The sequence below is a fragment of the Rhizobium sp. ZW T2_16 genome, from assembly GCF_044987325.1.
In the GTDB taxonomy this organism is placed as follows: Bacteria; Pseudomonadota; Alphaproteobacteria; order Rhizobiales; family Rhizobiaceae; genus Neorhizobium; species Neorhizobium cellulosilyticum.
This window is the reverse complement of the sequence record NZ_JBJDRG010000014.1, coordinates 60,266-72,761: the sequence shown is the minus strand read 5'-3', so window position 1 is coordinate 72,761 and position 12,496 is coordinate 60,266. Positions and strand designations below refer to the sequence as shown.

The window sequence follows — 12,496 nt, the reverse complement described above, 5'->3', positions numbered from 1 at the left end:
TGCCTTAACTCCGGCGACGACGGCGCTCCCGGCCGGAATCGCCACCGGATTCGCTCGCCGTCTTATTGCGGAGCGGGCCGATCTTGTCGACGATTTCTTCGATTGTCGGGCGCGGGCGCGGCGTATAATTGTCCAGCGCTACACGCATTGCCGAAAGATGCTCGCAGGAGGTACCGCAGCAGCCGCCTATGATTTTTGCGCCCGCATCGCGCGCCAGCCGCGCATATTCCGCCATCAGCGGCGGTGTGCCGGAATAATGGATTTCAGAACCGCGAAACTCCGGAATGCCGCAATTGCCCTTGACGATGGTGATTGCATCCGGGTTGGCATCGGTCATGTCGAGAAGCGAGGAAAGAATGTCGGACGCACCGACGCCGCAATTTGCGCCGACTGCTTCCGGCCCGCTGCCGACATCGGCGGCAACACCATGGATATCCTTGGGATTAAGCCCCATCATCGTTTTGCCGGCCGTGTCGAACGATCCGGTATAGGTGTACGGCAGGCCGACTTTCACCGCCGCTTCTGCCGCGGCACGGATCTCGTCCGCCGCCGACATGGTCTCGATCCAGGCGACATCGACACCGCCGGCCTTCAATCCTTCCATCTGTTCGGCAAAAGCCTGAACCGCATCCTCATAGGACAAAGCCCCGAGCGGGATCAGCAACTCGCCGGTCGGCCCGATAGAACCTGCAACGATGACCTTTCGACCAGCCTTGTCGGCCACGGCGCGCGCGATCTCGGCTGCCCGCCTGTTGAGTTCAAACACCCGGTCTTGCGCATGATGCAGCTTCAACCTGTGGCGGGTGCCGCCAAATGTGTTCGTGAGAATGATGTCGGCGCCAGCGTCGACGAAATCCTGATGCAGCTTGGTGATCCGGTCCGGATGCGCCTCGTTCCAGAGTTCCGGCGCTTCGCCTGCTTCGAGCCCTGCGGCAAACAGGTTGGTTCCGGTTGCGCCATCCGCCAGCAGAACGCCCTTTTCTGCAATGAGCGCGGTCAATGGATTGGCTGTCGGCATGGCACCCTCCTGAAGCTGAAAGTAAGACATAAGGATCTCTTTATATGCTTTCAACCAACAGGATATGCGCCGGCTGCGACGCCGGCGCTTCTGTTTCCGTCTTCACTCAGCCGCCATCTTGGAGGTGTCGGAACCGGCGGGTGTCACCATGGCTGCCATCATCGTCTGCAGGTCGAGCGTGCCGGTGGGCGCTCCTGCTTCGTCGATGATCGTCGCCTTTGTCTGGCCACTCTCGGTCATAGCCTTGGCGGCAGCTTCGAGCGTGGTGGTCGCCTCTATGCGCACCCCGTCCGCCAGTCCGTCGAACGGCTTCATCACCGTTTTCGCCTGGATCACCCGGCCGCGGTTCACCTCCTTGACGAAGGCGGTGATGTAGTCATCGGCCGGTGACAAAACGATTTCCTGGCCGGTCCCCTGCTGCACGACCTGGCCATCGCGCAGGATGGTGATCTTGTCACCAAGCCGCAAAGCCTCGTCGAGATCGTGAGTAATGAAAACCACGGTCTTCTTCAGTTCCGCCTGCAGGTCGAGAAGAACGGTCTGCATGTCGACGCGGATCAGGGGGTCGAGTGCCGAATAGGCTTCGTCCATCAGCAGGATGTCTGCATCGTTGGTCAGTGCACGGGCAAGGCCGACGCGCTGCTGCATGCCGCCCGACAGCTGGTTCGGATAATGGTTCTCGAACCCGGTCAACCCCACGCGTTCGATCCAGTATTGACCTTTCTTCAGGCTTTCCGAGCGGGAAATGCCCTGGATATCGAGCCCGTAAACGGTGTTCTCGATCACTGTACGATGTGGCAAAAGCGCAAATTTCTGAAATACCATCGCCGTCTTGTGACGACGGAATTCGCGCAGGTCCCGCTCGTTCATGCCGCAGACATTGACACCGTCATAAACGACTTCGCCATAGGTCGGTTCGATCAGCCGGTTGATGTGACGGATCAACGTCGATTTTCCGGAGCCGGAAAGTCCCATGACAACGGTAATGCCACCGGCCGGCATGGAAATGTTGATGTCCTTCAGCCCCAGAACATGGCCGTAGCGTTCATTCAGTTCCGCTTTGGAAAGGCCGTTCCTCACCGCCTCCACATGCTGTCGGGCATTTGCCCCGAAGATCTTGTAGAGGCCTTTTATCTCTATGCCGTGACTAGCCATGCACCACCTCCGAATGACGCTGAAGCCGCATGCCGAAGGCCTGGCTGGTGCGATCGAAGATGATGGCGATCGCCACAAGCGCAAAACCGTTGAGGAAGCCGTAGGTGAAAAACTGATTGTTGATCGCCTGCAGCGTATTGCGGCCAAGCCCTCCGACCCCGACCATCGAGGCGACGACCACCATGGCAAGCGACATCATGATCGTCTGGTTGATGCCGGCCATGATTGTCGGCAGCGCCAGCGGCATCTGCACGTTCCAGAGTTTCTGGCCGCGAGAAGACCCGAAAGCATCCGCTGCCTCTAATACCTCCTTGTCGACAAGCCTGATCCCGAGATTGGTGAGGCGGATCATTGGCGGCACGGCATAAATGACGACCGCGATCAGTCCCGGTACCTTGCCGATCCCGAAAATAACCACCACCGGGATGAGATAGACGAAGCTGGGCATCGTCTGCATCACGTCCAGAATGGGATTTATCACGCCCTGCACGCGTTCCGATCGCGCCATCAGGATACCGATTGGCAGGCCGATGATGATGGCAATCAATGTCGACACGGTCACGATGGCAAGCGTCGTCATCGTGTCTTCCCACAGTCCCACAAGGCCGATGAGCAGCATCCCGATCGCAGTGCCGACGGTTATGCGGATGCTTCGGCTGCCAAAATAGACGACCACCAGCATGACGATCAGAACGACCGTCCAGGGCGAGGTGGTGAACAGCCTCTCGAGATAGTTTAGGAACCACTGAAGCGGAGCTTTCAGCGCATCGATTATATATCCGTATTCCCGCACGAGGCCTCTAAAACCGTCATCGATGACTTGGCGTGCCTGGCGAATATAACTGTCGCTGATGGCCGGGAACCGACAGAAGGCTCGTGGCAGGAACTCGCAGATTGCCATGCTCTTCCCCTTGTTGTGCCTGTTTGCATCTTGCCAGCATGGCTTCCCGGCATCGCTTCATGCTCGGGCTGGCAATCATCGCGGACGACTTGGCGTGTCGCAGCCCATAAGGGATCTTATGCTGCGCGCTTCTGTGAGGTCATCCGGAGGAGAGGCGGCAGCAATCCGCCGCCTCCCTTGTCCGCATCAAAGCGATGCCTTCACCTTTTCGGCGATCTCCGGTGAAACCCACTTGGTCCATACGTCCGGCTGGGTCTCCAGAAAATGCTTGGCTGCGTCCGCATTGGTGCCCTGGTTGTCAGTCTGCCAGGCGAGAATGCCGTTGACCGTCGCATTGGTCCACTTTCGGGCCTTGATATAATCCATCGCAACACCCGCCTTGTCGGCGAACTGCTTGGTCACGACTGTGAAGGCCTGCGATGTCGGATAGGAATTGACCTTCGGATCGGCGCAGTCCGGAACCGCGGTGCAGGCGTCCCAGTTTGCCTTGTCGTGCGGCACATCGAAGGATAGCTTCACCATCTCATACTTGCCGAGAATGGCGGTCGGTGCCCAGTAATAGCCCAGCCAGCCGGTCTTTTTCTCGAAAGCGCTGGCAATCGAGCCATCGAGGCCCGCAGCCGACCCGGTATCCACCAGATCGAAACCTTTATCCTTGGCGCCGAGGGCGCGATATAGATTGGCCGTCGAAACCTGGCAGTTCCAGCCGGATGGGCAGTTGGTCACTGCGCCCTTGGACGGATCTTCCGGGGCAGGGAAGAGTTCCGGATGTTTGAGCGCCTCTTCGACGGTCTTGATATCCGGATGGGCGTCAGCCAGGAATTTCGGGATCCACCAGCCTTCGACGGCACCATCGGCAAGGATTTCGGCGGCCTCGATCAATCTGCCTTCCTTGACCGCCGCATCAAGTGGGGTGCGCACGGCATTGACCCAGAACTCGGGTGCCATGTCGGGCTGCGACTTCTCGTTCATCGAGGTAAAGGTTGGCATCGTGTCGCCGGTAACGAGTTCAACGCTGCAGCCATAACCTTCTTCAAGGATGATCTTGTCGACATTCGCGGCAACGCCGGCCGAAGCCCAGTTCATTTCAGCAATAGAGACTGAGCCGCAGTCGGCATAGGCTGCCCCGGCAAACCCATAAAGACCGGCTGCGAAGACGGTGGAAGCGAGGAGTTTTTTCATCGTAAGACCTCCCAGTCTTGGTGTTGACAATCGATACGTGGAGCCGGTGTTACCGAAATCCGTGATGAAAGCGCCTGGGAGCGACGAGGCCGCACCCTCTCAATGGTCGCTGTCCCCATGCGTCTTTTTGCTACCTGTCAACAGCCACAGATAGGGCGCATTTTTCTGTCAGCGCAGGCAGCGTACGGCTTAAATCAAATAAATCAACAGCAGCTGTCAGCGTTGCTTATCCGAGAGTTTCTCGTAACTCCTTGGAAGAACGTGATTTGTGCTGCTTGGAAGGCCTAAAAACGATCAATTGCCGCCTATCTGCGCTGTCCGTATCGGCGCAACTTCGGCGCGATCATAAATGGCGATAAAGTCACGCCCGAGATTTGACCTTTTGTAGCCGATTAGCGGCGCGAAAAAATTTCAGAAAAAAGTGCGGTGCACCGAAAAAACGTGTGACCGGTGAATATTGTTTGCTTCTCGCACTCCTCAATAACCATCCGGTAAGGAAGTGTCGCTAAGTTTCGTGACGCGGACAAGAGCTCCGCCAGTGGCGCCGGAATTTTGGTAATGCGTACCGGCTGCCTCTTTATAGGCCTCAGGCTAGTTCATCATATCTAAGATATTTCAGAGCTGTGATGCAGCAAGGATGCTCTCCTAGGTGGCATCAAGGCGGCTTTGTGATCCATCGTCTGCCGATTGTCAGCGTGATGTGCCGGAAAGCCCGGAATATCGGCAGTGCCGGCTTCAGCCGGAATTGGATGTTCTGATGAAGCCGAACAGCGACATGCGGCGTGAGATGTCCGATGGGCGCGTCTGACGGAATGCCTTGGGGGGTTCGGAATTCCAGGCGATCTGCAGGCCATTGCTGTTTTTGAACACGTAGAGCATTTGGGTGTTTCCTCAGTGGCTGCGATCTCGTCGCGACGCCTTATGTTTTGTCGATCCAATACGCCTCACAAACCCACGACGCCCCTCTGTAATTCGTCACGCGATGTCGCAAAATGAATAGTGCGTCCAAATGCGCAGGCAGGCGGCGATCCGGTTCGGATTTGCGGGACCTGTTGACTTCAAGCCCCGCATGTCCGACGATCTGCGTGCAATACGAATCCAGACAAACCCAAACACGGACCGGACGCCTCTGACATCTACGAATCGTCCGGTTTCGTCTGGCCTCTATGCGACCTTCCTCAATGATCCTATCCGGCAAAACAGCTCTTGTGCTCGGCGGCGCCCGCTCCGGGAAATCGGCCTTTTCCGAACGCCTGGCTGAGGCGACAGGCCTCGAGCGCCATTATATAGCAACCGGTCGAGCCTATGACGACGAGATGCGCGAACGGATTGGCCGCCATCAGGAGGATCGTGGGGCATCCTGGGTGACGCACGAAGAGCCGGTCGAACTTTCCCATACGCTTGGCGCAATCGACAGGCCGGGACGCGTGGTGCTTGTCGATTGCCTGACGCTCTGGGTCACCAATCTGATGATGGAGGGCGAAGATATCCCGATCCGCTGCGCCGAACTCGCCGCAGAACTCTCCAGCCTCGACGCCCGGATCATTTTTGTCTCGAACGAAGTCGGTCTAGGGATCGTGCCGGAGAACAGGATGGCGCGTGAATTCCGCGACCACGCCGGGCGCCTGCACCAGCAGATTGCCGCCGCGGTTGACGAAGTGTTCTTCGTGGCCGCTGGGCTACCCCTTCGTATGAAGGGGTAATCTTCCTCTCACCAGCCGAGCCAGAGCCGGGCAGGGTGGTTCGGGTCCGCAAGAAGCTTTGTCGCCAGCACAAGACATGACAGCACCAGCAGCGGCTTGATGATCTTCGCGCCCTTTTTCATCGCCAGTCCCGAACCGATCTGCGCGCCGATAAACTGGCCGACCCCCATCAGCAAGCCGACTTTCCACAGGATCGATCCTGTCGCGACGAAGACCAGGAACGAGCCGAAATTCGAGCCGAAATTGATGAGCTTGGTGTGTGCCGTCGCTTTGAGCATGCCGAAGCCTGCGAGAAGCACGAAGCCGAGCATATAGAAAGAGCCCGCGCCCGGCCCGAACAGGCCGTCATAAAGCCCGACGATCGGCACGGCGGTCAGGCCGAAAACGAACGGTGTCACCCGCCGCCGCCCATCCGTGTCCGACAGGCTGGGCTTGAAGGCGAAGAACAGCGCGATTGCAATCAGCAGGAAAGGGATGGCGGCGGCCAGCGCCGAAGCCGGAACAACCGAAGCAAGCACTGCCCCCACAGCGCCGCCCGCGGCTGCCATCAGCGCCATGGGCAACTGGTTACGCAGGTTGATATGTCCCTTGCGCGCATAGGCAATCGTTGCCGACGCCGCGCCGAACTGGCCTTGCAGCTTGTTGGTCGCGATCGCCTCCAGCGGCGGTATGCCGGCGATCAGCAGGACGGGAATGGTGATCAGCCCGCCGCCGCCAGCGATCGAATCGACGAAGCCGGCGAAAACGGCGGCAAGAAACAGGAGGAACAGAAGTTCGAATGCGATATCGGGCACGGGATCAGGCTCGGAGGAGGGCAATTTCAGGAAGGTGCCGCCTTCTTCCATGGAACGGCCGGTCCGACAAGCCCTCTCTGCCTTGATGGCGTTCTGCCTTATGCCCTCGGGATTGCGCCTGATCCGAATGCCGTTATGGTGCGCGGCTTCGCATTCGATTGAAAGACTGGATAAGCTCGCATGCTCAAAGTGATATTCGACACCGATCCCGGCGTGGACGATGCCATGGCACTCCTCTACCTGCACCGCCATCCGGGCATAGATCTCGTCGGTGTCACGACAGTGTTCGGCAATGCTCCGATCGAGATCACGACCCGAAACGCACAGTACCTGCATCAGCAGTGGAAGATCGAAGCGCCCATCGCCAAGGGGGCGGGGCGGGCCTTTGACGATGGCCGTGATGCCGCACATTTCGCACCGATCGTTCATGGCGAGGACGGGCTTGGCAATATTGGCGTGCCGCTGGACGTCGACCATCCGATTGACGAGCGTTCGGCGGCGCAGTTCATCATCGATACGGTGAGAGCCGATCCCGGCAATGTCACGCTGGTCGCCGTCGGTCGCATGACCAACCTGGCGCTCGCCCTGAAGGCCGATCCGGAAATCGCGGCCCTCGTCAAGGACGTGGTGATCATGGGCGGCGCTTTCGACGTTAACGGCAATGTCACTCCGGCGGGCGAGGCCAATATCCACGGCGATCCCGAAGCCGCGGATGTCGTCTTCACCGCATCCTGGAAAGTCACGATTATCGGTCTCGACGTGACCCTGAAAACAACCATGTCATCGGATTATCTGGCGAAAATGGTCGAGGCCGGGCCTTCGGAGCTCAGGCTCCTTTCCGACCTGTCGCAATATTACATCGATTTTTATCGCCAGCGCGTCGGTCTCGACGGCATGGCGTTGCACGACAGCTGCGCCTGCGTTTATCTCACCGAGCCGCATCTCTTTGAAGTTCGCACCGGTCCGGTTCGTGTCGTTTGTGGCGGCCTTGCGGATGGAAAGACGATCCAGGCACCGGATCACGGCCGCAAATATGTCGGCAGCGCCTGGGACGGCGTGCCGAGCCAGCTCGTTTGCACCGGCATTCAGCCGGATGCGATACTCGAAGCAATCCGCGCTGTACTCGTCGAAGGACGTACGCCGTAATCGTGGTGTGTGCGGGCGGTCAGTCGCCGCCCGCGGTCACGGCCAGCTTGTCGAGATCCGGCACATAAACCTGCCGGTTGTTTTCTATGTGAATGAGGCCGTCCTTGCGCAACTTGGTCATCTGGCGGCTGACCGTTTCGATCGTCAATCCGAGAAAGTCTGCGATATCCGCGCGCGACAGCGGCAGTTCGAAGGCGCAGGCACCAAGCCGGTCGGGGTCGGCATGTGCTGCGACCAGAACCAGAAGGCTTGCGACTTTCTCGCGGGCGGATTTGCGCCCCAGCGTCAGCATCCAGTCCCGCGCTTCGTCCAGTTCCGTCAGTGCCTGGTTGTGAAGACGGCTGCCGAGTTCCGATGATTCGGAAATCATTCGTTCGAGAATTTTTCGCGGCAACACGCAAAGTTCGGCATCTGTTGCCGCTTCCGCTGCCATCAGGCTTTCGCCGAGAAACGGCCGGCCCATGAAATCCGGCGCAAATTGCAGCCCGACGATCTGCTGGCGTCCGTCCGCCATGATCTTCGAAAGCTTTATGACGCCCCTGAGTATATTCGAATAGGAATGAACCTGCTGGCCCTGGCCGATAAGCTCCGTACCAGCTTCTACCGCTCTGCGTTGCGAATGCTTGTTCAGCTCTGTGAGTTGAAGCGGGGTGAGCGTCGAACAGATACCGCTATGACGGGCGTCGCAGGCGCGACACACCAGCGGCACCTCGTGAATGTCCAGAATCTTTAGCTGCGCATCCATTCCCATTCCCCCACGCCGGCACACCTGGCCCGAAAATCGGAATTGATTTTCGTAAACCTGATACACTGCTCAAAAGCTACAGCACTCCTCATTCACCTGACGAAAGGCGCGGCGCTGCAGGCGGCGATCGATGGTCCGAACTTGGTTCAGTTGCCCTTCTCATGCTTGATCCAAGTCAAAGTCGCTAAAATATTCCGCAGGTAGCTCTTGAGGCACATGAGAAGAGGTGTGCGATGAGCGAAAGATTGCTTGCAAAATATTCAGGCTCTGTGCCGCGATACACTAGCTATCCGACTGCGCCGCATTTTCACACTGGTGTAAATTGCGACATCTATTCGCAGTGGCTGTCCAAACTGGATACCGGCAACAATCTGTCGCTCTATCTTCACATCCCCTATTGCGATCGGCTCTGTTGGTTCTGCGCCTGCCATACCAAGCAGACGCTCCGCTATGATCCGATAACAACCTATCTCGCCCCACTCCGCTTGGAGATCGCTGCTGTCGGCGCAAAAGTGCCGAAAGGTGCAAAGGTCACGGCCATACATTTCGGCGGCGGATCGCCGACAATGCTGAAGCCTGAGGACATGACCGATCTGATGGCCTGTCTGCGGGCATCATTCAATGTCGCCGCCGATGCCGAAATCAGCGTCGAAATGGATCCGAACGATCTGGACGAAGCCCGTTATGACGCGCTGGCGGCGATTGGTTTGACGCGCGCAAGCCTCGGCGTTCAGGATTTCGATCCGACCGTCCAAAAGGCGATCAATCGCATCCAGACCTTCGAACAGACCAAGTCCGTCGTTGATGCCGTCCGTGCACGTGGCGTCGGTTCGGTCAATTGTGATGTGCTCTACGGGCTTCCGCATCAGACGCTGGAAGGCGTCGGGCGCACGCTTTCCGACATCTTGTCCCTCTCGCCCGATCGCGTGGCGCTTTTCGGCTATGCTCACGTTCCGTGGATGAAGAAACATCAGACGATGATACCCGAATCCGCATTGCCGGATATCGGCGAACGCTTCCGTCAGAGCAATTTTGCCAGTCGGCTTCTTATTGAAGCGGGTTACCAGGAGATCGGTATCGATCATTTCGCAAAGCCGTCTGATTCGATGGCTGTTGCGGCAAGGACAGGCCGGCTGCGGCGCAACTTTCAAGGCTACACGACCGATAGCGCTGATGCGTTGATAGGTCTCGGCGCGTCTTCCATCAGTCAGTTGCCGCAGGGCTATGTGCAGAATATGCCGGCTACCGGCGAGTATCAGCGCATGGTCGAAGTCGAGGGGATGGCGGCAGTCCGGGGCGTGGAATTGTCTGAAGATGATCGTATGCGCGCCTATGTCATCGAGCGGCTGATGTGCGATTTCGGCTTCGATTTCATGCCCTTGCTCGCCAATTTTCCGGCCGGCGCTCATGCGTTGATTTCCGAGGCCCGCGCTTTTGCCCGCAGCAATCCGGATGACATCTGTCGCGTCGGCAACGCCTCCTTCACGATTACGCCGGAGGGGCGGCCGTTTACCCGGACGATCGCCGCGGTCTTCGATCGTTATCTTGAGAGCGGGCGTGGCAGGCACTCTATTGCGGTATAAGTCGCAAGCCTTCATGATTGCGGTGTCAACGATTGCTGTTTAGGCAACAGTTTCGGTGCAAATTTTGCGTCCGAAAAAACGAAGCCATTGGCATTTGGAACCATTTTCCCTATGTGGAGCTACGAATTACCTATTCTCAAAGGACATGGGCGTGACTGCTACATTCGACAAAGTTGCCGACATCATTGCTGAAACCAGCGAAATCGACCGGGAAACCATCACCCCGGAAAGCCACACGATCGACGATCTCGGCATTGATAGCCTTGACTTCCTCGATATCGTGTTTGCGATCGACAAGGAATTCGGCATCAAGATTCCGCTCGAGCAGTGGACCCAGGAAGTCAATGAAGGCAAGGTTTCGACCGAAGAGTATTTCGTTCTGAAAAACCTCTGCGCCAAGATCGACGAGCTGAAGGCGGCCAAGGGCTAAGGTCCTGCCGTAAACCAGATGCTGCTTGAATATTTCCAGATGATCGATCGGGTGGAAACGCTCGATCTCGAAGGAAAGACGCTGACGGCGCGGTCTACCGTGCCGGCGAAAAGCCCCGTGTTCGAAGGTCACTTCCCCGGCATGCCTCTCGTGCCGGGCGTCCTTCTCATCGAAACCATGGCGCAGGCGTCGGGCATGCTCGTGCTTGCCGCCACCGATTTTGCCGCCATGCCGTTCCTGATGTCCGTTGACGGCGCCAAGATGCGCGCTTTCGTCGAGCCCGAAGCCGTGCTCGATATCGAAGCGTATCTCGAACACGAAGGTTCTGGCTATGCTGTCACCAAGGCGAAGATTTCGTCCGGCGGCAAAAAGGTCTGCGACGCTCAGCTGAAGCTGCGCACCATGCCCTTTTCCGAAATCCCGCTGGCGCCGATCGTGCGCAAGCGTGCAGAGGAAGTCGGTCTGGTCGCTGCGATGAATGCCGGCAGGTGAAGACTGTTGCGCGGAAACGCGCGGCGGCCTTGTGGCCACGGCATGGAATGAAACAGAAGCTTGAACCGCGATCCTGATGGGTCGCGGTTTGCTTTGAAGGCGCGGCAAAAGCTGCAAGTCCGCGAAAGAGGACAGAGATGAAGTCTGACAATGATGTTGTGATCACCGGTATTGGCATTGTCACCGGCCAGGGCGTCGGCAAGGATGCGCATGTCGCGCTCCTGTCTGCGGCCACCACCGGCAAGCCGACCGTGGAAACCGAGCGTTTCGCGCCTTATCCGGTCCATCCGCTTCCGGAAATCGACTGGTCCGCCCAGATCGTCAAACGCGACCAGCGCCAGATGGAAAACTGGCAGCGCCTCGGCGTCTTTGCCGCCGGTCTGGCGCTTGATGACGCCGGTCTCAAAGAAGATGCCGAAGCATGCGCCTCGATGGACATGATTGTCGCCGCCGGTGGCGGTGAGCGCGACATCAAGGTCGATTCGCTGATCGTCGATGAAGCCTTGAAGCGCAACGACCGCGACATTCTGCTGAACGAGAAGTTGACGACGGAACTGCGGCCGACGCTCTTCCTCGCGCAGCTCTCCAATCTGATGGCCGGCAATATTTCGATCGTCCACAAGGTCACCGGTTCCTCGCGCACCTTCATGGGTGAAGAGGCTGCCGGCATTTCGGCTGTCGAGACGGCGTTTCATCGTATCAAGGCAGGCCAGTCGAGCCACAGCCTCGTCGGCGGCGCCTTCATCGCCGAGCGCGCCGATATCCTGCTTCTCGTTGAAGGCATCCGTGCCCATGCGACAGGCGAATGGCAGCCTCTGTGGTCCCGTTCGGGCGACAATGGCGGCGGAATGATCACCGGTTCGGTCGGCGCATTCCTGGTGCTGGAATCCCGCGCCCGTGCCGAAAGCCGCGGCGCCCATATCTATGCCGTCATCGATGCGGTCGAAGGTGATCGCGGCAACCGCGACGAAGGCAAGCTGGAAACACGCCTGTCGCGTCTCGCAGCCTCCGCCTCCGGCCTCAAGCGCGACGACACGGTGGTGTTTTCCGGCGCAAGCGGCCTTGTGGATCTGGCAGCCCGCGAAAAGATCGTGCTGGAAAAGGAATTCGACGGCGCTGCGATCCGTGGTTTCGGTGGTGTCACCGGTCACGCGCTGGAAGCCCAGTTCCCGCTCGGCCTGGTCCTTGCGGCCCTCTCGCTCGACGGCAAGAGCCTCGTCCCGGTCTTTGATACGGACCACGAAAAGCCGATGTCCAAGCCGGCAAATCACGCCGTGGTGACAACGGTGGGTTACACGCGCGGTGAGGGTGTTGCCGTCCTCTCGGCGAACGCGTGAAGGAGTAGAC

13 protein-coding genes are annotated in these 12,496 nt (G+C 58.6%); 6 read left to right on the top strand and 7 right to left on the bottom strand.

The window, feature by feature from the left end:
* Positions 1-4: 4 nt before the first annotated feature.
* The 5 genes from bmt to ACI3K0_RS23520 all read right to left on the bottom strand — a co-directional run bounded on the left by bmt (position 5) and on the right by ACI3K0_RS23520 (position 5,135).
* Positions 5-1,018 (bottom strand): betaine--homocysteine S-methyltransferase, encoded by a 1,014-nt coding sequence (gene bmt / locus ACI3K0_RS23540; protein WP_404946354.1) that lies wholly within the window; start codon positions 1,016-1,018, stop codon positions 5-7.
* Positions 1,019-1,120: 102 nt separating this feature from the next.
* On the bottom strand, positions 1,121-2,173 hold the full coding sequence (locus ACI3K0_RS23535; protein ID WP_183821821.1) for a glycine betaine/L-proline ABC transporter ATP-binding protein: 1,053 nt from the start codon (positions 2,171-2,173) through the stop codon (positions 1,121-1,123).
* The gene (locus ACI3K0_RS23530) at positions 2,166-3,074 is read right to left on the bottom strand and encodes a proline/glycine betaine ABC transporter permease (RefSeq protein ID WP_148146461.1); all 909 of its coding nucleotides are present in this window, start codon (positions 3,072-3,074) and stop codon (positions 2,166-2,168) included. The genes ACI3K0_RS23535 and ACI3K0_RS23530 overlap by 8 nt, the downstream gene beginning before the upstream one ends.
* A 186-nt stretch (positions 3,075-3,260) precedes the next feature.
* The gene (locus ACI3K0_RS23525) at positions 3,261-4,256 is read right to left on the bottom strand and encodes an ABC transporter substrate-binding protein (RefSeq protein ID WP_183821817.1); all 996 of its coding nucleotides are present in this window, start codon (positions 4,254-4,256) and stop codon (positions 3,261-3,263) included.
* Positions 4,257-4,991: 735 nt separating this feature from the next.
* Positions 4,992-5,135: a hypothetical protein gene (locus tag ACI3K0_RS23520; protein WP_183821815.1), complete on the bottom strand. Its 144-nt coding sequence runs from the start codon at positions 5,133-5,135 to the stop codon at positions 4,992-4,994.
* Between the two features lie 302 nt (positions 5,136-5,437).
* Between ACI3K0_RS23520 and cobU the strand changes: the two genes are divergently transcribed.
* Positions 5,438-5,959: a bifunctional adenosylcobinamide kinase/adenosylcobinamide-phosphate guanylyltransferase gene (cobU, locus tag ACI3K0_RS23515; protein WP_183821813.1), complete on the top strand. Its 522-nt coding sequence runs from the start codon at positions 5,438-5,440 to the stop codon at positions 5,957-5,959.
* Positions 5,960-5,967: 8 nt separating this feature from the next.
* Here cobU and ACI3K0_RS23510 read toward each other — a convergent pair whose 3' ends face one another.
* Entirely contained in the window at positions 5,968-6,804 is an 837-nt protein-coding gene (locus ACI3K0_RS23510; protein WP_183821811.1) for a TSUP family transporter, read from the bottom strand.
* 129 nt (positions 6,805-6,933) lie between these two features.
* Here ACI3K0_RS23510 and ACI3K0_RS23505 point away from each other — a divergent pair, with 129 nt between their 5' ends.
* Positions 6,934-7,899, top strand: coding sequence for a nucleoside hydrolase (locus ACI3K0_RS23505; RefSeq protein ID WP_183821809.1), 966 nt, complete (start codon positions 6,934-6,936; stop codon positions 7,897-7,899).
* A 19-nt stretch (positions 7,900-7,918) separates the two neighbouring features.
* Here ACI3K0_RS23505 and ACI3K0_RS23500 read toward each other — a convergent pair whose 3' ends face one another.
* A complete protein-coding gene (locus ACI3K0_RS23500) occupies positions 7,919-8,644 on the bottom strand; it encodes a Crp/Fnr family transcriptional regulator (protein WP_148146466.1) in 726 nt (241 codons plus the stop codon).
* 233 nt (positions 8,645-8,877) lie between these two features.
* On the opposite strand from ACI3K0_RS23500, the gene hemN reads away from it, so the two are divergent.
* The 4 genes from hemN to ACI3K0_RS23480 all read left to right on the top strand — a co-directional run bounded on the left by hemN (position 8,878) and on the right by ACI3K0_RS23480 (position 12,486).
* A complete protein-coding gene (gene hemN, locus ACI3K0_RS23495) occupies positions 8,878-10,227 on the top strand; it encodes an oxygen-independent coproporphyrinogen III oxidase (protein ID WP_404946353.1) in 1,350 nt (449 codons plus the stop codon).
* A gap of 145 nt (positions 10,228-10,372) precedes the next feature.
* Positions 10,373-10,657 carry an acyl carrier protein gene (locus ACI3K0_RS23490; RefSeq protein ID WP_092662234.1) on the top strand — a complete coding sequence of 95 codons (285 nt, stop codon included), beginning with the start codon at positions 10,373-10,375 and terminating at the stop codon, positions 10,655-10,657.
* 18 nt (positions 10,658-10,675) lie between these two features.
* Positions 10,676-11,149 (top strand): 3-hydroxyacyl-ACP dehydratase FabZ family protein, encoded by a 474-nt coding sequence (locus tag ACI3K0_RS23485; protein ID WP_148146468.1) that lies wholly within the window; start codon positions 10,676-10,678, stop codon positions 11,147-11,149.
* A gap of 137 nt (positions 11,150-11,286) precedes the next feature.
* Positions 11,287-12,486, top strand: a complete 1,200-nt coding sequence (locus ACI3K0_RS23480) for a beta-ketoacyl-ACP synthase (protein WP_183821805.1) — start codon at positions 11,287-11,289, stop codon at positions 12,484-12,486.
* Positions 12,487-12,496: the final 10 nt, after the last annotated feature.

Excerpts from the sequence above, each read along its gene's own strand:
- bmt (WP_404946354.1), bottom strand. The coding sequence starts at position 1,018 with ATGCCGACAGCCAATCCATTGACCGCGCTCATTGCAGAAAAGGGCGTT.
- ACI3K0_RS23535 (WP_183821821.1), bottom strand. The coding sequence starts at position 2,173 with ATGGCTAGTCACGGCATAGAGATAAAAGGCCTCTACAAGATCTTCGGG.
- ACI3K0_RS23530 (WP_148146461.1), bottom strand. The coding sequence starts at position 3,074 with ATGGCAATCTGCGAGTTCCTGCCACGAGCCTTCTGTCGGTTCCCGGCC.
- ACI3K0_RS23525 (WP_183821817.1), bottom strand. The coding sequence starts at position 4,256 with ATGAAAAAACTCCTCGCTTCCACCGTCTTCGCAGCCGGTCTTTATGGG.
- ACI3K0_RS23520 (WP_183821815.1), bottom strand. The coding sequence starts at position 5,135 with ATGCTCTACGTGTTCAAAAACAGCAATGGCCTGCAGATCGCCTGGAAT.
- cobU (WP_183821813.1), top strand. The coding sequence starts at position 5,438 with ATGATCCTATCCGGCAAAACAGCTCTTGTGCTCGGCGGCGCCCGCTCC.
- ACI3K0_RS23510 (WP_183821811.1), bottom strand. The coding sequence starts at position 6,804 with ATGGAAGAAGGCGGCACCTTCCTGAAATTGCCCTCCTCCGAGCCTGAT.
- ACI3K0_RS23505 (WP_183821809.1), top strand. The coding sequence starts at position 6,934 with ATGCTCAAAGTGATATTCGACACCGATCCCGGCGTGGACGATGCCATG.
- ACI3K0_RS23500 (WP_148146466.1), bottom strand. The coding sequence starts at position 8,644 with ATGGATGCGCAGCTAAAGATTCTGGACATTCACGAGGTGCCGCTGGTG.
- hemN (WP_404946353.1), top strand. The coding sequence starts at position 8,878 with ATGAGCGAAAGATTGCTTGCAAAATATTCAGGCTCTGTGCCGCGATAC.
- ACI3K0_RS23490 (WP_092662234.1), top strand. The coding sequence starts at position 10,373 with ATGGGCGTGACTGCTACATTCGACAAAGTTGCCGACATCATTGCTGAA.
- ACI3K0_RS23485 (WP_148146468.1), top strand. The coding sequence starts at position 10,676 with ATGCTGCTTGAATATTTCCAGATGATCGATCGGGTGGAAACGCTCGAT.
- ACI3K0_RS23480 (WP_183821805.1), top strand. The coding sequence starts at position 11,287 with ATGAAGTCTGACAATGATGTTGTGATCACCGGTATTGGCATTGTCACC.